We start from the raw sequence: 18168 nt of genomic DNA, 5'->3' as shown, positions 1-18168 counted from the left end.
GCGGTGCTGACGGGGTCGGGGCCGGGAATCGCGTGCACCGGCTCCTCCGGCGGGGGCGAGGCGATCAGCGCGGCGAGCGTCGCGCCGACCAGCGCGATGCCGCCCGCTTGCGGCCCGGCGGTGATCCACGCGACGATTGCGGTCACGAGGATGGCGATCAGCGCGGCGAAGGTGCGGGGGTTGGTCAGGCTGGGCATGCCATCGTGCCTAGCCGATCGGACGCGCGATTCACACTTGTGAAAGGCGATCGTGCGAGAGATGAACAGATATGTCCGACACCACGCCCCCTGACGACGGATCGCCGAAAGTTTCGAGCCGGCGCGCGCTGATGCTGGGCGCGGCGAGTGCGTCAGCGATCGTGTCGATCAAGCCTGCGCTCGCCCAGACGGCGGGGTCGGTGCTGAATTGCGAGATTCCGGTGCCCGACGCCGGGCGCGCGGGCAATTACATCGCCGCCGATGGCTCGCTGGTCCCGGCAGGGACGCCGGGCGCGTTCCCGCCGGCTGGCCGCAACTTCAAGGGCGAAGAGGTCAAGCAGGCGCTGAACGGCGCGAACCTGCCCGGCACCACCTATGACCAGAGCCGCGCCTATACCAATTACATCCGCCGGCTGCAGCGCGGGACCAGCGGCTTTACCTGTTTCGCATCGCTTCAGATGCCGCGCGGGTAACGCCGCGTGACCCGGTACCGCGCCGCGCCCGCCGCGACGCTGCGGATTGAACCGCTCGATGCGCTGACGCTGATCTATCACCGCGCGTCGGGGATCACGCATCTGGTGGATTCGCCGGTGCCCGAGCTGATCGCGCTGCTGGCCGAGCCGCTGACGCTCGACCAGGCGCTGGCGGCGTTGTCCGAGCGGTTCGATCTGGTCGATCCCGATCGCGATGCACTCGCCGCGCGCATCGACGAACTGGTCGCCTCCGGGCTGGTGGAGCGCGTCTGATGCGTCACGCCACCATGCTGCGCATCGGTCCGGTGGGCTTCCGCATCGGCAGCGACTGGCGCGCGCCGATCGCCGCGCTGGACGATCTCTACCGCGACTATCCGCACCCGCAGGATGGTATCCCGGATTTCACCGTCCGCCTGTTCGCCGCGCGGCCGTGGCGGCGCTGGATCCGCCCGGCGGTGCATCTGGGCGGCGATTTCGTGATCCCGGAGGCGGCACCGCTGCCGCTGGCGCAGGGGGTGCTGGCGGCGGAAATGGCGATGAACCTTCAGATGGCGCTGGGACAGCGGCGCTATCTTTTGCTCCACGCCTCGGCGGTCGAGAAGGACGGCCGTGCGCTGTTGATGACCGGGGAGAGCGGGGCGGGCAAGTCCACGCTGGCCGCGCTGCTGATGGCGCGCGGGTGGCGGCTGATGGGGGACGAGTTCGCGCTGCTCGATCCGGTGACGGGGATGCTGCACGGCTTTCCGCGGCTGATCAGCCTCAAGAACGAAGCGATCGGCGTGATGGAGGCGGCGTTGCCCAATGCGCGCTGGGGGCCGTTGCTCAAGGGTACGCCGAAGGGGGATATCCGCCATTTGGTCCCCGATGCCCGCGCGATTGCCGCGATGGATGCGCCTGTGCGGCCTGCCTTGATCCTGTTCCCCGCCTTCGGCCACGCCGTTGCCGAGCGTTCGGTGGAGCCAAGCGAGTGTTTCGTGCGGCTGACGCAAGCATCGACCAACTATGTCGCTCTGGGCGAGGCCGGGTTCGATGCGCTGACCGGCCTCGTACGCGGGGTGCCGGCGCGGGCGATCGACTATCCCGACACCGATGGTGCGATTGCGCTGGTCGAGCGGATATGGGGGAAGCTGGCATGAGCGGCGCGCTGGTCGCCCGCGCGCTGCGCGATCCGGCGTCGGTGCTGGCGCTGGATGCGGCGGGGTGGACGGCGTTGCTGTGCGCGGCGCGGGCGGAGACGCTGATCGGCAGCCTGGCGCACCGGGTTGAGGGGCTGGCCATGCCGCCCGCGGCGGCGCGGGTACTGGCGGACGCGCGCGCGGCGGCGGAACAGGGGCGGCTGGCGGCGTTGTGGGAGGCGGAGATGGCGCGGCGGGCGCTGGCGCCGTCGGGAATGCCCGTCGTGCTGCTCAAGGGAACCGCGTTCGTCGCCAGCGGGCTGGCGTCGGGGCAAGGGCGGCAGATCGGCGATCTCGACATCCTCGTGCCGCGTGACCGGATCGACGAGGCCGAGGCGCTGCTGCTGTCCGCCGGGTGGGAATGGGTCAAGCCCGACCCCTATGACGACGCCTATTATCGCCGCTGGATGCACGAACTGCCGCCGCTGATCCATCGCGAGCGGGACCGGATGATCGACGTCCACCACACGATCCTGCCGCTGACCGCGCGGGTGACGCCCGATGCAGCGGCGCTGATCGCCAGTGCGGTGCCGCTGGGCAATGGCCTGTCGGTGCTGTCACGCGAAGACATTGTGATTCACGCCGCTGCGCATCTGTTCGCAGATGGCGATTTACAGGGCGGCTTACGGAACCTGTGGGACATTGATCGATTGTGCCGCGAATTTTCCGCCGAGCAGGAGGATTACTACCTCAGCCTGTATGAGCGAAGCTGGGAGCATGGCCTCCAAGGAACTGTCGCGCGCGCGCTGCGGCTCTGCGTGACCATTTTCGATACCCCGGTCAGCGGCTATCTCAGCCCGATCCGCGTCGATCTGCGGCCGCGTCCAAGCGACAGGCTCTTTGCACGCCGCCTGCTCGCCCGCGATGGCTGGGGGCGGCGCACGCGCAAGCTGACCGAATTTGGCTTCTACTTGCGCGGCCATTGGCTGCGGATGCCGCCGCTCATGCTGGCGCGGCATCTGTGGACGAAGTGGCGCTCTGGCTATCGCCCAGCCTGAGCAGGGTCGGCACCAGTTCGGCATAGCCATCGATCACCGCGTCCGCGCCGAGCTCTGCAACCGGCTGCATCAGGAAGCCGAAGCTGACCGCGATGCTGGGGATTCCGGCATTCTTCGCGGCCATGATGTCGTAGATCGAATCGCCGACAAATGCCGCGCGCCCGCCGCCGCATCTGGCGATCATTTCGTGGATCGGGGCCGCCGAGGGCTTGGCGTTACCGCGCCCCATCGTGTCGCCGCCGATGACACAGGCAAAACGGTGGTCGATGCCGACTTCGCGCGCCAGCCGAGTGGCGAAGCGTTCGAACTTGTTGGTGACGATGGCGAGTTTGACGCCGCGCGCCTCCAGATCGTCGAGCGCTTCCGTCAGCCCGGCGAACGGGACGGTGCCGTGCGACAGGTTCTCGCCATAAAACTCCAGCAGCGCGGGATAGGCCCGGCGCATGACGTCATCGTCATAGCCGCCCGATTCCTCCAGCCCCTGTTTGAGCATGTTCTTCGCCCCGCCGCCGATCATCGACTTGATCCGGTCGGGAGCGAGGGTGGGGCGGTCGACCAGCGCGAGCGCATGATTGGTCGCGGCGAGCAGGTCGGCGCTGGTGTCGAACAGCGTGCCGTCGAGGTCGAACCCGACGATATCGAACGGAACATCGGTCATCGCGCCAAATGCCGGTGCCGCTATGGAAATTGCAACATGATCGTGGCAGGGCCGCGCGCGAGGGGAGTCCAGTTTCGATGACCAAGCCGATCGCCGCGATCATCCTTGCCGCCGGAAGCGGGACGCGGATGAAGTCCGACACGCACAAGGTGCTGCACAGAATCGCGGGCAAGCCGATGCTGTTGCATTTGACCGATGCCTTTGCGGCGGCGGGCGCGGCGGAGAAGGTCGTCGTGGTCGGCGCGCGACGTGAACAGGTCGAGGCGGCGGTCGCGCCGCTGGGCGTGCGGATCGCGCATCAGGCCGAGCAGCTCGGCACTGCGCACGCGACGTTGATGGCGCGTGAGGCGCTGGCCGGGTTCGACGGAACCGTGATCGTCGCGTTCGGCGATACACCCTTCCTGTCGGCGCAGACGATTGCGGCGATGGCCGCGCGGCTCGATGCGGCGGATGCGCCGCGCGTCGCGGTGCTGGGCTTCCGTCCGGACGATGCCAAGGCCTATGGCCGGATCATCGCCGATGCCGACGGCGCGATTGCCAAGATGGTCGAGTATAAGGACGCGAGCCCTGAGGAGCGCGCGGTCGACCTCTGCAATTCGGGCGTGACCGCGGTGCGCGCGGCCGACCTGTGGCCGCTGCTCGACCGGGTCGGCAACGACAATGCGGCGGGCGAATATTACCTTCCCGACATCGTCATGCTCGCACTGGCCGATGGCGACCGTGCGGTGGTGGTCGAAACCGATGCCGATGAGGTGATCGGGATCAACAGCCGCGCCGAACTCGCCTATGCCGAGGATCGCTGGCAGGCGGCACGGCGGGCGCAGGCGATGACCGATGGCGCGACGCTGGTTGCGCCGGACACGGTGTGGTTCGCGCATGACACGGTGCTGGGCCGCGACGTGACGGTCGAGCCGAACGTGGTGTTCGGTCCCGGCGTTACCATCGCCGATGGCGTCATCATTCGCGCCTTCTGCCATATCGAGGGCGCGACAATCGCGACCGGCGCGGAAGTCGGGCCCTATGCCCGGCTGCGCTCCGGCACGGTGCTGGGCGAAAAGAGCAAGATCGGCAATTTCGTCGAGACCAAGAAAGCGGTGCTGGGCAAGGGCGCCAAGGCCAACCACCTGACCTATCTGGGCGATGCACAGGTGGGGGAGGGCGCCAATATCGGCGCGGGCACCATCACCTGCAACTATGACGGCTTCTTCAAATATCCAACCGTGATCGGCGCGGGGGCGTTTGTCGGGTCGAACAGCGCGCTGGTCGCGCCGGTCAGCATCGGTGAGGGCGCGATCGTCGGCGCGGGCAGCGTCGTGACCAAGGACGTCGAGGCCGATGCGCTGGCACTGGTCCGCCCCGAACAGACCGGCCTCCCCGGCTGGGCCAAGCGGTTCCGCGCGGCGATGGCGGCACGAAAGGCGGCGAAATGAGCGACATCTATGAGGGCAAGCCGTTCCTGAAGCTGCTCGACGCCTATGTCCTCGACGCCATCGGCGCGCTCGATGCCGACAGCGATGCGGCGCTCACGGCGCAGGAGCCGACGTTCCACGCGCTGTTCGGTGCGACCGGCGACTGGCGGACGATCGTGGTGCAGCGGATGCAGTTCCCCGACGGTATGGCGGGCGCGATCAACGAAGTCTGGACCAAGGGCCGCGCGCGGTTCATCGCCGCGCAGGGGCATGAGCCCGACCCGGTCGAGTTCGTGCGCAACTTCGTCGACAGCAAGTTCCCGCATTGACATGATATCATGATATGATATCAGTATATCAATGACCCGCATCCTTGCCGATCTGCCCGATGAGGACATCAAGTGGCTCGACCAGCGCGCTGCCGAGCAGGGTAAGTCGCGCGCGTCGGTGCTGCGTGAAGCCGTCGCAGCCTACAAGGCCGAGGCGCCGAAGGACTGGCTGGAGATCGGGTTCGGCGCGTGGAAGGATCGCGACGATATCGGGGATGCCGTTGAATGGCAGCGGCGGGAACGCGCGTCCTGGACCCGCCCGTGGGACGATGACTATGAAGAGGTGAAGGCGGAGTTTCCCGACCTCTTCGACGCGGAAGACGATCGTCAGCGCCAAATCTATCTCGACATGGGCAAGGGGCGTTACCCCGATCCGAAGAAGCCCGCCACGTGAGCGGCTTCGCGTTCGATTCCAATATCCTGATCGACGCGCTCAAGGGCCTGGAGCCTGCGCGCGACGAACTGCGCCGCGCGACGTCGGGCGGCGCGCGCGCGTGGATCAGCCGCATGGTGTGGATCGAAGTGCTATCCAAGGGATCGGGCGAGGGCCTCCGCCGCGCGGAAATCTTGCTCTCCGGTTTCGGCATCGACGAAATGGATGTCGAGATCGCGACCCGCGCCGCCAGCCTGCGTCGGGAGCGTCAGCGGTTGCGTTCGCCCGATGCTGTCATCCTCGCCACCGCGATGCTGCGCGGCCGCGTCCTCGTCACTCGTAACACCAGGGATTTTCCGGCAAACATGCCGGGGATCCGCGTCCCCTATACCCTCTAGAGTCGAGAGCAGACCCCATGTGTGGAATCGTTGGAATCCTGGGCAATGACGCCGTTGCCGATCGGCTGCTCGATGGCCTGAAGCGGCTGGAATATCGCGGCTATGACTCGGCCGGGATCGCGACCATCGTCGATGGCGGGATTGCGCGCCGCCGCGCATCGGGAAAGCTGGTCAACCTGGGCAAGGTGCTGGCCGAGGACCCGTTGCCCGGCACTGTCGGCATCGCGCACACCCGCTGGGCAACGCATGGCGGCCCGACCACCAACAACGCCCACCCGCACGCGACGGGTGAGGTCGCCTTGGTCCACAACGGGATCATCGAGAATTTCAAGCCGCTGCGCGAAGAGCTGCTCGCGCGCGGCCGCGTGTTCGAGAGCGAGACCGATACCGAGATCGTCGCGCACCTGGTGAGCGAGCAGGTCGAGGCCGGGCTCGATCCGGTCGCGGCGGTCAAGGCGGTGCTCCCGCGCCTGCACGGCGCTTTCGCGCTTGCGATCCTGTTCCGCAGCCATCCCGACATGCTGATCGGTGCGCGGCTCGGTTCGCCGCTGGTCGTGGGGTACGGGGAAGGGGAGACCTATCTCGGCTCCGACGCGCTCGCGCTCGCACCGCTGACCCAGCGCATCTCTTACCTCGAGGAGGGCGACTGGGTCGTCCTCACCCGCGACGGCGCGCAGGTCTATGATGTCGAGAATAATGCCGTCGATCGCCCGATCGTCAATTCGGGCGCATCGGGCCAGCTGATCGACAAGGGCAATCACCGCCACTTTATGGCGAAGGAGATCTACGAGCAGCCGATCGTCGTGGCACAGACGCTGCGCGGCTATCTCCAGCGGCTCGAAGAGGAAGTGACGCTTCCGATCCCCGAATTCGACCTGTCCGCGATCCGCCGCGTCACCATCGTCGCATGCGGCACCAGCTATTATGCCGGGATGGTCGCCAAATACTGGTTCGAGCAGTTCGCGCGCGTCGCGGTCGATATCGATGTCGCATCCGAGTTCCGCTACCGCGCGCCGGTGATGGAGCCGGGTGGGCTGATGATCGTCATCAGCCAGTCGGGCGAAACCGCCGACACGCTCGCCGCGCTGCGCCACGCCAAGGCGGAGGGGCAGACGATCGCCGCCGTCGTCAACGTGCCGACCAGCACGATGGCGCGTGAGGCGGACCTGCTGCTCCCCACCCATGCCGGGCCGGAGATCGGCGTCGCATCGACCAAGGCGTTTACCTGCCAGCTCGCGGTGCTCGCCGCGCTCGCCGCGAACCTGGCCAAGGCGAAGGGGCGGATGGACCGCGCCGAGGAGAAGGAAATCGTCCTCCACCTCGCCGAAGCCCCCGCCGCGCTCAACGATGCGCTCAGCCGCGACGAGGCGATCGAGGCGATGGCCGGCAGCGTCGCCGGCGCGCGCGACGTGCTCTATCTCGGCCGTGGCACCGACTATCCGCTGGCGATGGAAGGCGCGCTGAAGCTCAAGGAAATCAGCTATATCCACGCCGAAGGCTATGCCGCAGGCGAGATGAAGCACGGCCCGATCGCGCTGATCGACGAAAATGTCCCCGTCATCGTCATCGCGCCGAGCGGGCCGCTGTTCGAAAAGACCGTCAGCAACATGCAGGAGGTCCAGGCGCGCGGCGGCAAGGTGGTGCTGATCTCCGACGCGGAAGGTATTGCTGCTGCGGGCGACAACTGCCTCGCGACGATCGAGATGCCCCGCGTTCACCCGCTGATCGCACCGATCGTCTATGCCGTGCCGGTGCAACTGCTCGCCTACCACGTCGCGGTGGCGAAGGGCACGGACGTCGACCAGCCCCGCAACCTCGCCAAGTCGGTCACGGTGGAGTGACCTTGGAATGACGAGGCGGGGGCGGCAACCCGCCCCCGCTGCCGTCGCTACTTCGGCATCCCGCTATACCCCGCCGCCCTGCGCAGTTCGGCGGCGTCCATGACATAGCCGTCGCTGACTACGGTGACGACGCGGCGCAGTGCGCCGAGTTCGGTCGAGGGGTCGCCGTCGACCAGCACCATATCGGCTTCCTTGCCCACCGCGATCGATCCGGTCCGCTTGTCGGCGCCGACGACGCGCGCGGGAACGATGGTCGCGCTTTGCAGCGCCTCCGCCGCGCTGAACCCGGCTTGCTGATAGATTTCCAGCTCGCGCACCAGTTCGATGCCCCAGCCATCGGTCCCTGCGACCACCGGCACGTCGGCCTTGTGCAACCGCCCGACCAGCTCGACCATCTTCGCATAGCTTTTGCGGTAATCGTCGCGGGTCAGCCCCTCGACCAGCGGATAGCCGCCGCTGGTGAACGCCGACCGCTCGATGACCGGCGAGATGATGCCCATATAGGGCGCATAGGCCGGATGCGGGGTGCCGCCATCCTGGGTCAGCATGCCTTCGAAGATCACGATGGTGGGATCGACCACCGTCTTGCGCCGCGCCAGATCGGCGACGAAGCCGGTCATCAGGGGGGCGTTCAGATCGACATCCTTGAAGTAGCGCGCCGGCCCCTCCATCCGCTGCCGCGTGTTCGCCTTGTCGATCACCGCCTTTGGCATCGACTCCATCACCACGAAATTGAGGTGGGTCAGCTCGTCATAGCCCGCCGCGACCGCCTCGCTCGGCTTCATCGTCGCCGGGACATGGCCATGGACGTGCAGGCCCAGCCGGTGCGCCTCGGCCGCAGCGGGCGCGATCCATGCCGGGTTCATCGAGGTGTAGAATTTGACGCCCCACAATCCCGCCTGCTTGATCCGGCGGACGGTGGCGATCGTCTCCTCGACACTGCTAACGACTTCGGCACCTTGGGCCGCCAGCGGGTCCTTCTTGTCGATGATGACCGAGATGAACGGCTCGCCCATCAACAGCGTGCCTTCGCCGCGCCGCCGGGTCGCCTCGACCGCGCGGTCGAAATTGGTGCCGGGGCTGCGAAAGCTGGTGATGCCGTTCGCCATGTTCGACAGCACGCTCCAGTCGTCGCCGATATGGAGGTGGCTGTCCCAGATTCCGGGAACGAGGGTCTTGCCGCGCCCGTCGATCGTGCGTGCACCGGCCGGCGCCGTGAGTGACCCCGCCGCGCCGATCGCCGCGATCTTGCCGTCCTGTGCCAGCACCGCGCGGTCGGGCAGGAACACGCCCTTGTCGGCGTCGAACAGGCGCACATTGTCGAACAGCACCGGTGCTTTGGCTGCGGGATCGAGGAAGCGCTTGGCGATGGTCGTCACCGCCTGCGCCGTCGCGGCGTCCTGCGCGTCGCGCAGCTGCTTCAGCGCGCGCTCATAGCCCTTGGGAATGACCGAGATGAAGCTGATGTCTGCGAAATAGCGCTGCTTGTCGTCCAGCCAGACGGGAACGGGGGAGGGCAGGATGCCGCTGATAAAGGCGAGCTGGACGGTCTTGGGCCCGGCCGGCCCTTGGATCACTTGCGTCCCGCCAAAGGTCATGCGCCCGCGCCCGCCGGGGAGGAAGGCGACGCCCGCATCACCCGCCGCTGCCAAGGCGTCGATGATCGGCGCGAAGGCGATGCCGACCCCGCCCGCCGGGATGTACCAGCCATTGGCGGGCGCCTCCCCGGCGTCGGTGGCGGTCTTCCACGTCGCGCGGCCGCCAGTCACGCGATATTCCTCCGCCGCGTCGCCGGACATGGTCACGCCGCGCACCGTCATCGCGGCGATGCTGCCGTCCTTGGCGAAGGTCGTGACCTGATCCATCTCGGTGATCCAGCCGCGCAGCTCCTGCGACCAGCGATAGGCGACGCGCCCGTCGGGCAGCTGCCAGCGCCACTGGCTGCCATGCTGTCCGGATTCGGATGCCACGACATATTCGGCGGCATCGGCCGGGGGCTTGAGCAGATCTTCCTTGGGAACCGGCTTCGACTGTGTTGGTGGGGCGGGATCCGGATGCCGGTGGGCGAAAGCCGGAGCGGTCGTCGCCAGCAGTGCCGCGACCAGGATCATGCGCATCATCGTGTCTCCCCCCAAGTTCGCTACTTGGTAGGAGCAATGGCGACAGCGATGCAAGATTGGAGCGGGTGAAGGGAATCGAACCCTCGTCGTGAGCTTGGGAAGCTCCTGCTCTACCATTGAGCTACACCCGCGAGGCGCGCCGAAATCGGTGGTTTGCGCGTCCTTGTCAAGGATGATCGCGCGCATGCCGCGGCTAATCCGGCGTTATCCAGAGCCGGCAACGCTTCGCTATCAATAATGTGGGTAGCCTGGCCGCAGGGAATTGATGAGGCCGGAGCTGGAGCTGCGAGCACTCTTTCTTCGGTGAACGCCTGCTCGCGGGAGCGACGCCCGTGAATGTCGATGATGTGGCGGACACATGCCTGAAGTTGAGCGACGACCGCCGTGCCGGTGACCGCACCACCACCCTGTTCCAGGTCGCACGCCTGCTCACGCAAGACGACGCGCAACACCTCTGCCTGATCCGTAACATCGGACCGGGCGGGATGATGCTCGAACTCTATGCCCCTCTGGAACCGGGCACCCGGGTGCGGATCGAGCCCAAGGTCTGCGATCCGATCGCCGGGGTGGTGCGCTGGTTCCAGGCTGGGCAAGCGGGGATCGCGTTCGACGACGCGATCGACGTGCACGCCTATCTGCACGAGCATCATGTGCTGCTGCCCGATCAGTTGCCGCGCTGTCCGCGCGTGACCACGGCGATGCGCGCGCGATTGCGGATCGGGGCGGTGTGGCATCTGGTGCCGCTGATCGACCTGTCGCAGGGCGGGGCAAAGGTCGAGACCGACCTGCCCGTGGAACTGGGCCAGGGCGTGGAGATCGACATTGCCGGCATCGGAACGCTGGGCGCGCATGTCCGCTGGGTGCGCGGCGAGCGGATCGGGCTGATCTTCACCAGTGCATTGCGGCTGGCGCGCGTGGCGCAATGGATCGCAACCCACTGCGCGGAACCGGGCAATATCCGCGCCGCGTGAGTGCGCTCAGTCGATCGTGCGACCCAGCTCGCGGTTGAGCCACAGCGCGACCAGCGTGCCGACTGCGCCCGACAACAGATAGGCACCGGCCGCCAGCAGACCGAATTCCGACGACAGCCACAGCGCTGCCAGCGGCGCGAAGCCCGCGCCGAACAGCCAGGCAAGGTCGGACGTCAGCGACGACCCGGTATAGCGGTGACGCTGCTGGAAGCTGGCCGACAGCGCGCCCGACGACTGGCCGAACGACAGGCCGAGCAGGGCAAAGCCGAGCAGCATGAACGCCGCTTCGCCGGCTTCGCCCATTTCCAGCAGCTGCGGGGCGAACCCGCTGAACGCGGCGATCGCGGCGGCGGTGGCGGCGAGCACGGTGCGACGCCCGACACGGTCGGCGAGATAGCCCGAGGCGATGATCGCACCGACGCCGAGCGCGGCGGCGACCGCCTCGATCGCGAGGAAGCGGACCGGCGATTCCTCCGTGTACAGGAACACCCAAGACAGCGGGAACACAGTGACCATGTGGAACATGGCAAAGCTCGCCAGCGGGGCGAAGGCGCCGAGGATGATCGTGCGCCATTCCGAGCGGATCGTTTCGGTCAACGGTGCCGGCTGCAGTTCGCGGCGTTCGAACAGGGTGGCATATTCGGGCGTCACCACGATGCGCAGGCGCGCGAACAGCGCCACGACGTTGATCGCGAACGCGACGAAGAACGGGTAGCGCCAGCCCCAGTCGAGGAAATCCTGTGCGGGCAGGGCGGCGATCAGGAACATGAAGAGCAGGCTGGCGACGATCAGGCCGAGCGGCGCGCCCAGCTGCGGCACCATTGCATACCAGCCACGCTTGCCCTCCGGCGCGTTGAGGGCGAGCAGCGACGCAAGGCCGTCCCACGATCCGCCCAGCGCCACGCCCTGACCCATGCGGAACAGCGCGAGCAGCAGCGCCGACCCGATACCGATCGACGCATAGCCGGGCAGGAAGGCGATCGCCGCGGTCGATCCGCCGAGCAGGAACAGCGCGATGGTGAGCTTGGCACCCCGGCCATAGGCGCGGTCGATCGCGGTGAAGATCATCGTGCCGACCGGCCGCGCGACAAATGCGAGCGCAAAGATCGCGAACGACCACAGCGTCCCCTGCAGCGGGTCGAGGTGGGGGAACACCAGCGACGGGAATACCAGCACCGACGCGATGGCATAGACGAAAAAGTCGAAAAATTCGGACGTGCGCCCGATGACGACGCCGATCGCGATCTCGCCCGGCGCGATCTTGTGCCCGTCCCGCGGGCCGTCGGAATTGACCGCGCGCGCATCGCGCTCGGCTTCGGTCGTGGGGACGGTTTCGGCGCTCATTCCAGTCTTCCCGGCTTGCCCCGCTCACGCGGCGCGACTCACTAGATGCGGAACAGTGTCGGCTTCCCGCAGCGAAAACGCACTGCTGCATTGATGGGCATCAAGGGATTGGACAAAATGTCCTATGTGCGCGCCGGGGGCAGGGGCGTAGGCGCGGATCATGGCCCAGAACCCTGTCCGATTCCGCCATCGCCTCCGCCCCCTGCTGGCGCTCGCCGCGCTGCCGTTGCTGTCCGGCTGTGGGCTGATCGTCCTCAACCCCGCCGGTGAAGTGGCGCGGCAGCAGGGCAATCTGGTGATGATCTCCACCGCGCTGATGCTGCTGATCATCGTGCCCGTGATGGCGCTGACGGTGTTCTTTGCGTTCAAGTACCGCGCGGCGAACCAGGATGCGGCCTATGATCCCGACTGGGACCATTCGACCCAGCTGGAGCTGGTGATCTGGGCCGCGCCGCTGCTGATCATCATCTGCCTCGGCGCGCTGACCTGGGTCGGGACCCACTTGCTCGACCCCTATCGCCCGCTCGCCGCACCCAAGGCGGAAGCGCCCGGCGCACCGGTCCCCGATCGCGAAAAGCCGCTGGAGGTTCAGGTCGTCGCACTCGACTGGAAATGGCTGTTCATTTACCCCGAACAGGGGATCGCGACGGTGAACGAGTTCGCCGCACCCGTGGATCGCCCGATCCGTTTCCGCATCGCGTCCTCGACCGTGATGAACAGCTTCTACATCCCGGCGCTGGCGGGGCAGATCTACGCGATGCCGGGCATGGAGACCAAGCTGCACGGCATCTTCAACGAGACCGGCAATTTCGTCGGCTTCTCCGCCAACTATTCGGGCGCCGGCTTCTCCAACATGCGCTTCGCCGCAAAGAGCATGGAGCGCGGCAAGTTCGATGAATGGGTGGCGCAGGTGAAGGGCAATGCCAAGCCGCTCGACCGTGCGACCTATCTCAAGCTCGAACGCCCAAGCGAAAAGGAGCCGGTGCGCCGCTTTGCACAGGTCGAACCGAACTTGTTCGACCGCGTCGTCAACCTGTGCGTCGAGCCGGGCAAGATGTGCATGCACGACATGATGGCGATCGACGCAAAGGGCGGGCTGGGCCTTGCCGGCACCTACAATGTCCGCGACCTTGCCTATGACAAGTTCGCCGCGCGCGGCACGCTGCCGACGCTTAACACCCGCTATGTCGCCGCCGTCTGCACCACGCCGATGGTGCCGATGACCGGTCCCGATCCCAAGCCGGTGGACAGCACCCCGCTGACCGGCGCCGGCCTGTCGCGCGTGCGCCAGTCGACCCCGCCGGTCGCGCGCACCGCGATGACCGACCTTCCCGCCCTTCCGGAAAGCTGAGCAAGCCCGTGTCCGATCCCATTGCGCATCCCTCCCCGTCGGTCGATCCGATCTTCGGCCGCCTGTCGCTCGACTCGATCCCGCTGCACGAACCGATCCTGATCGTCACCTTTGCGGTGGTCGCGATCGGTGGCCTCGCGATGCTGGCGCTGCTGACGAAGTATCGACTGTGGGGCTATCTGTGGAAGGAGTGGTTCACGAGCGTGGACCACAAGAAGATCGGGATCATGTACATGGTCCTGGGCCTCATCATGTTCCTGCGCGGCTTTGCCGATGCGATCATGATGCGGTTGCAACAGGCGATGGCGTTCGGCGGGAACGAAGGCTATCTCAACGCGCATCACTACGACCAGATCTTCACCGCCCATGGCGTGATCATGATCTTCTTCGTAGCGATGCCGTTCATCACCGGCCTGATGAACTATGTCGTCCCGCTGCAGATCGGCGCGCGCGACGTCAGCTTCCCGTTCCTCAACAATTTCAGCTTCTGGATGACCGCGGCGGGCGCGGCGCTGACGATGGTGTCGCTGTTCGTCGGGGAGTACGCCCAGACCGGATGGCTCGCCTATCCGCCGCTGTCGGGGATTACCTACAGCCCGAATGTGGGCGTCGATTACTATATATGGTCGCTCCAGATAGCGGGCGTTGGGACGACATTGTCCGGCATCAACCTGATCGTCACCATCCTGAAGCTGCGCGCACCGGGCATGGGCCTGATGAAGATGCCGGTGTTCACCTGGACGTCGCTGTGCGCCAACATCCTGATCGTCGCCAGTTTCCCGGTGCTTACCGCCGTGCTCGCGCTGCTCGGGCTCGACCGTTATGCCGGCACCAACTTCTTCACGAACGACTTCGGCGGATCGTCGATGATGTACGTGAACCTGATCTGGATCTGGGGTCATCCTGAGGTCTACATCCTGATCCTGCCGCTGTTCGGCGTGTTCAGCGAAGTCACCTCGACCTTCTCGGGCAAGCGGCTCTTCGGCTATACCTCGATGGTCTATGCGACGGTGGTCATCACGATCCTGTCGTACGTCGTGTGGCTCCACCACTTCTTCACCATGGGGTCGGGGGCGAGCGTCAACAGCTTCTTCGGCATCACGACGATGGTGATCTCGATCCCGACGGGGGCGAAGCTCTTCAACTGGCTGTTCACCATGTATCGCGGGCGCATCCGGTTCGAGCTGCCGATGATGTGGACGATCGCGTTCATGCTGACCTTCACCATCGGCGGCATGACCGGGGTGCTGCTCGCGGTGCCGCCGGCGGACTTCGTGCTGCACAACTCGCTGTTCCTGATCGCGCACTTCCATAACGTGATCATCGGCGGCGTGCTGTTCGGCCTGTTCGCGGCGATCAACTATTGGTGGCCCAAGGCGTTCGGGTTCAAGCTCGACAAGAAGTGGGGCCTGGTCTCCTTCTGGTGCTGGGTCGTGGGCTTCTGGCTCGCTTTCGCGCCGCTCTACATCCTCGGCCTGATGGGCGTGACGCGCCGGATGCGGGTGTTCGACGATCCGTCCTTGCAGATCTGGTTCATCATCGCCGGCATTGGCGCGGCGACGATCGCGGTCGGCATCTTCGCGATGCTGGTCCAGTTCGCGGTCAGCATCTGGAAGCGCGAGGAGCTGAAGGTCGATGGCGACCCGTGGAACGGTCGCACGCTGGAGTGGGCGACCAGTTCGCCCCCGCCGGAGTACAACTTCGCGTTCACCCCGCGCATCCACGACCTGGACGCGTGGTACGACATGAAGAAGCGCAATGCCGCGCGCCCTGTCGACGGCTTCCGCGACATTCATATGCCGCGCCCGACCGGTGCCGGGATCATCCTGTCGGGCATCAGCCTGGTGATCGGCTTTGCGCTGGTGTGGCATATCTGGTGGCTGGTGATCGCGGCGTTCGTCGCGCTGCTCGCGACCGCGATCATCCATACCTTCAACTATGACCGCGACTTCCACATCCCGGCGGCGACCGTCGCTACGGTGGAGGACGCCCGCACCCGCCAGCTGGCCGCCGGAGCCGCAGCATGACCGCCGTGATCGCAGACCCCAACACGCCCCCCGTCTTTTACGAGCTGGAGGAGCATCCGCACCCCGAGGGGCATAGCACGATGCTGGGCTTCTGGATCTATCTGATGAGCGACTGTCTCATCTTTGCGATCCTGTTCGCCTGTTACGCGGTGCTCGGCGGCAATTACGCGGCAGGGCCGGGGCCGAAGGACCTGTTCGACCTGAAGCTGATCGCGCTCAACACCGCGATGCTGCTGTTCTCGTCGATCACCTATGGCTTTGCGATGCTGTCGATGCAGCTGGGCAAGGTGCGCGCGACACAGGGCTGGCTGGCCGTCACCGGCCTGTTCGGCGCGGCGTTCCTGGGCATCGAACTGTATGAGTTCCACCATCTGATCGAACTGGGCGCGACGCCCCAGCGCAGCGCGTTCCTGTCGGCCTTCTTCACTCTGGTCGGCACCCACGGCCTGCATGTCACCTTCGGCCTGATCTGGCTGGTGACGCTGATGGTCCAGCTGGGGCGCAAGGGGCTGATCCCCGCCAATCAGCGCCGGGTCGCGTGCCTTGGCATGTTCTGGCACTTCCTCGACGTCATCTGGATCGGCGTCTTCACCTTTGTCTATCTGATGGGGATGCTGCGATGAGCGCGCACCATGACGAGCACCACACCGTCGCCGAGCTGCCGCACGCGACGCTGCGCGATTATGTGATCGGTTTCGTCCTGTCGGTGATCCTGACCGCGATCCCGTTCTGGCTGGTGATGACGATGCCGCTCAGCGCCGGGGTGACGGCGGCGGTCATCATGGGCTTTGCGGTGGTGCAGATCATAGTCCACATGATCTTCTTCCTGCACATGAACCCCAAGTCCGAAGGCGGCTGGACGCTCACCTCGCTGGTGTTCACCGTGATCGTGATCTTCATCATGCTCGCCGGATCGCTGTGGGTCATGCATCACCTCAACAGCAACATGATGCCGCAGCATCTGGAGCAGCAGGTCCCGTGAAGCTCCGGCGCGCCGTTCCAGCGGCGCTGCTGCTGATGCTCGCCGCCGGGTTCGTGGCGCTGGGCATCTGGCAGGTCGAGCGGCGGGCGTGGAAGCATGCGCTGATCGACGCGGTCGAGACGCGCAGCACCGCGGCGCCGGTCGCCGCGCCGGCTCCGGGGGTTGCGGTGAGTGCCGAGGCGGACGCCTATCGCCGCGTTCGGGTGACGGGCCGGTTCCTGCACGACCGCGAAACGCTGGTGCGCGCGGTCAGCGATCTGGGCAGCGGCTATTGGGTCGTCACCCCGCTCGATACCGGGCGCTTCACCGTGCTGGTCAATCGCGGGTTCGTCCCGCCCGACCGGCGCGACGCCGCCAGCCGCGCTGCGGGGAATGGGGTGGGGCCGGTGACCGTCACCGGCCTGCTGCGCGTGACCGAGCCGGGCGGCGGCTTCCTGCGCAGCAACGATCCTGCGGCGGACAATTGGTATTCGCGCGATGTCGCCGCGGTCGCCGCCGCGCGGGGGCTGAACAACCCAGCGCCCTATTTCATCGACGCCGACGCCGCGCCCAATCCGGGCGGGTGGCCGCGCGGCGGACTGACCGTGCTGCGCTTTTCCGACAATCATCTGGGCTATGCGCTGACCTGGTTCGCGCTGGCGTTGCTGTCGCTCGGCGCTATCTGGCTGGTGTTGCGCAAAGCGGCGGTTGCGCCCAACAAGGACGCGTGAACCGGCAGATCCTTGAGCCCGCCTTTCAGCCGGCGGATGCGGGGCGGCGCAACATGCTGTTGCTCACGCAATTGCGCTGGTTGGCGGTGGGCGGACAGCTGGTGACCGTCGCGGTGGTGAAGTTCGCGCTCGGCATCGACCTGCCGATGACGCAGCTGCTCATGTCCACCGCGACGCTCGCCGCGCTCAACATCGCCAGCCATGTGCTGATCGCCAGCGGCGCGCGCTTCAGCGACGGCGCGCTGGCCGCCGCCCTCCTGTTCGATGTCGGCGCGCTGACGGTGCAGCTCAGCCTGTCGGGCGGGATCACCAATCCGTTCGCGGCCTTGTTCCTGCTGCACATCGTGCTTGGCGCGGTGCTGTTGCGGCCGCATTATCCCTGGACGATCGTCGCCGCGACGCTGATCGCGCTGGGCATCCTCGCGCTCGATCCGACGCCGCTGGTGCTCCCGGCCAATCTGCCGGTCGATCCGGTCAATCTGTACCTGTTCGGCGGGTTCGTCTGTTTCGTGCTGATCGCGGTGCTGCTGGTGGTCTTTATCGGCCAGATCAGCCGCAATCTGCGCACCCACGACGCCGCGCTCGCCGCTGTCCGCCAGCGCGCGGCGGAGGAGGATCATATCGTGCGCATGGGCCTGCTCGCCTCGGGCGCGGCGCATGAGCTGGGGACGCCGCTGTCGCTGCTGTCGGTCGCGATCGGGGATTGGCGCGCGATGCCGCGCCTCAGGGACGATTCCGAACTGCAGCAGGAACTGGCCGAGATGGACGGGGCGGTTCGGCGGTGCAAGGCGATCGTCAGCGGCATCCTGATG

At 66.6% G+C, this 18168-nt stretch carries 19 protein-coding genes, 1 tRNA gene and 1 pseudogene; 16 read left to right on the top strand and 5 right to left on the bottom strand.

From position 1 onward, the window contains the following. Nucleotides 1-197 (bottom strand): hypothetical protein (locus AX681_RS03370; protein WP_156456026.1); only part of this gene is annotated, 197 nt, incomplete at its 3' end. A gap of 71 nt (nucleotides 198-268) precedes the next feature. Here AX681_RS03370 and AX681_RS03365 point away from each other — a divergent pair. The 4 genes from AX681_RS03365 to AX681_RS03350 are packed head-to-tail and all read left to right on the top strand — an operon-like array spanning nucleotide 269 to nucleotide 2843. Then, complete coding sequence (locus AX681_RS03365; RefSeq protein WP_066662501.1) at nucleotides 269-670, top strand: hypothetical protein; 402 nt, start codon at nucleotides 269-271, stop codon at nucleotides 668-670. Between the two features lie 6 nt (nucleotides 671-676). Next, the gene (locus AX681_RS03360) at nucleotides 677-943 is read left to right on the top strand and encodes an HPr-rel-A system PqqD family peptide chaperone (protein WP_066662497.1); all 267 of its coding nucleotides are present in this window, start codon (nucleotides 677-679) and stop codon (nucleotides 941-943) included. After that, entirely contained in the window at nucleotides 943-1806 is an 864-nt protein-coding gene (locus AX681_RS03355; protein ID WP_066662495.1) for an HprK-related kinase A, read from the top strand. The genes AX681_RS03360 and AX681_RS03355 overlap by 1 nt, the downstream gene beginning before the upstream one ends. Next, on the top strand, nucleotides 1803-2843 hold the full coding sequence (locus AX681_RS03350; protein ID WP_066662488.1) for a nucleotidyltransferase domain-containing protein: 1041 nt from the start codon (nucleotides 1803-1805) through the stop codon (nucleotides 2841-2843). Before AX681_RS03355 ends, AX681_RS03350 begins: the two co-directional genes overlap by 4 nt. Here the strand turns inward: AX681_RS03350 and AX681_RS03345 are convergent. Beyond that, nucleotides 2788-3501, bottom strand: coding sequence for an HAD-IA family hydrolase (locus AX681_RS03345; RefSeq protein WP_066662486.1), 714 nt, complete (start codon nucleotides 3499-3501; stop codon nucleotides 2788-2790). The genes AX681_RS03350 and AX681_RS03345 overlap by 56 nt on opposite strands. A gap of 77 nt (nucleotides 3502-3578) precedes the next feature. Between AX681_RS03345 and glmU the strand changes: the two genes are divergently transcribed. From glmU to glmS, 5 genes are read left to right on the top strand one after another with little or no spacing between them, the layout of a single operon-like run. Beyond that, entirely contained in the window at nucleotides 3579-4931 is a 1353-nt protein-coding gene (gene glmU, locus AX681_RS03340) for a bifunctional UDP-N-acetylglucosamine diphosphorylase/glucosamine-1-phosphate N-acetyltransferase GlmU (protein WP_066662484.1), read from the top strand. Next, complete coding sequence (locus AX681_RS03335) at nucleotides 4928-5239, top strand: hypothetical protein (RefSeq protein WP_066662468.1); 312 nt, start codon at nucleotides 4928-4930, stop codon at nucleotides 5237-5239. Before glmU ends, AX681_RS03335 begins: the two co-directional genes overlap by 4 nt. Nucleotides 5240-5270: 31 nt before the next feature. Then, nucleotides 5271-5633 (top strand): ribbon-helix-helix domain-containing protein, encoded by a 363-nt coding sequence (locus AX681_RS03330; protein ID WP_066681799.1) that lies wholly within the window; start codon nucleotides 5271-5273, stop codon nucleotides 5631-5633. Beyond that, nucleotides 5630-6010 (top strand): type II toxin-antitoxin system VapC family toxin, encoded by a 381-nt coding sequence (locus AX681_RS03325; protein ID WP_066664221.1) that lies wholly within the window; start codon nucleotides 5630-5632, stop codon nucleotides 6008-6010. Before AX681_RS03330 ends, AX681_RS03325 begins: the two co-directional genes overlap by 4 nt. Nucleotides 6011-6027: 17 nt before the next feature. After that, nucleotides 6028-7851, top strand: a complete 1824-nt coding sequence (gene glmS, locus AX681_RS03320; RefSeq protein ID WP_066664223.1) for a glutamine--fructose-6-phosphate transaminase (isomerizing) — start codon at nucleotides 6028-6030, stop codon at nucleotides 7849-7851. Between the two features lie 47 nt (nucleotides 7852-7898). On the opposite strand, the gene AX681_RS03315 is transcribed toward glmS, so the two are convergent. Both AX681_RS03315 and AX681_RS03310 read right to left on the bottom strand, forming a co-directional pair. Next, entirely contained in the window at nucleotides 7899-9971 is a 2073-nt protein-coding gene (locus tag AX681_RS03315; RefSeq protein WP_066681796.1) for an amidohydrolase family protein, read from the bottom strand. 57 nt (nucleotides 9972-10028) lie between these two features. Then, nucleotides 10029-10102, bottom strand: a tRNA-Gly gene (locus AX681_RS03310). A gap of 201 nt (nucleotides 10103-10303) precedes the next feature. Here AX681_RS03310 and AX681_RS03305 point away from each other — a divergent pair. Continuing rightward, nucleotides 10304-10942: a PilZ domain-containing protein gene (locus tag AX681_RS03305; RefSeq protein WP_066657336.1), complete on the top strand. Its 639-nt coding sequence runs from the start codon at nucleotides 10304-10306 to the stop codon at nucleotides 10940-10942. 6 nt (nucleotides 10943-10948) lie between these two features. On the opposite strand, the gene AX681_RS03300 is transcribed toward AX681_RS03305, so the two are convergent. After that, entirely contained in the window at nucleotides 10949-12286 is a 1338-nt protein-coding gene (locus AX681_RS03300) for an MFS transporter (RefSeq protein ID WP_066657340.1), read from the bottom strand. 160 nt (nucleotides 12287-12446) lie between these two features. Here AX681_RS03300 and cyoA point away from each other — a divergent pair, with 160 nt between their 5' ends. From cyoA to AX681_RS03270, 6 genes and pseudogenes are all read left to right on the top strand, one after another. Further along, complete coding sequence (cyoA, locus tag AX681_RS03295; protein ID WP_066657343.1) at nucleotides 12447-13637, top strand: ubiquinol oxidase subunit II; 1191 nt, start codon at nucleotides 12447-12449, stop codon at nucleotides 13635-13637. Between the two features lie 8 nt (nucleotides 13638-13645). After that, nucleotides 13646-15664: a cytochrome o ubiquinol oxidase subunit I gene (gene cyoB / locus AX681_RS03290; RefSeq protein WP_231733667.1), complete on the top strand. Its 2019-nt coding sequence runs from the start codon at nucleotides 13646-13648 to the stop codon at nucleotides 15662-15664. After that, the gene (cyoC, locus tag AX681_RS03285) at nucleotides 15661-16287 is read left to right on the top strand and encodes a cytochrome o ubiquinol oxidase subunit III (protein ID WP_066657354.1); all 627 of its coding nucleotides are present in this window, start codon (nucleotides 15661-15663) and stop codon (nucleotides 16285-16287) included. Before cyoB ends, cyoC begins: the two co-directional genes overlap by 4 nt. After that, nucleotides 16284-16646: a cytochrome o ubiquinol oxidase subunit IV gene (gene cyoD / locus AX681_RS03280; protein WP_066657356.1), complete on the top strand. Its 363-nt coding sequence runs from the start codon at nucleotides 16284-16286 to the stop codon at nucleotides 16644-16646. Before cyoC ends, cyoD begins: the two co-directional genes overlap by 4 nt. Before the next feature lie 35 nt (nucleotides 16647-16681). After that, on the top strand, nucleotides 16682-17356 hold the full coding sequence (locus tag AX681_RS03275) for an SURF1 family protein (protein ID WP_066657471.1): 675 nt from the start codon (nucleotides 16682-16684) through the stop codon (nucleotides 17354-17356). Then, nucleotides 17353-18168: pseudogene (locus AX681_RS03270) on the top strand (sensor histidine kinase); the annotation flags it as partial. The gene AX681_RS03275 and the pseudogene AX681_RS03270, both read left to right, overlap by 4 nt.

This window comes from Sphingomonas sp. CCH9-E2 (genome assembly GCF_001557215.1).
GTDB lineage: Bacteria > Pseudomonadota > Alphaproteobacteria > Sphingomonadales > Sphingomonadaceae > Sphingomonas.
This window is presented reverse-complemented; position numbering and strand designations above follow the sequence as displayed.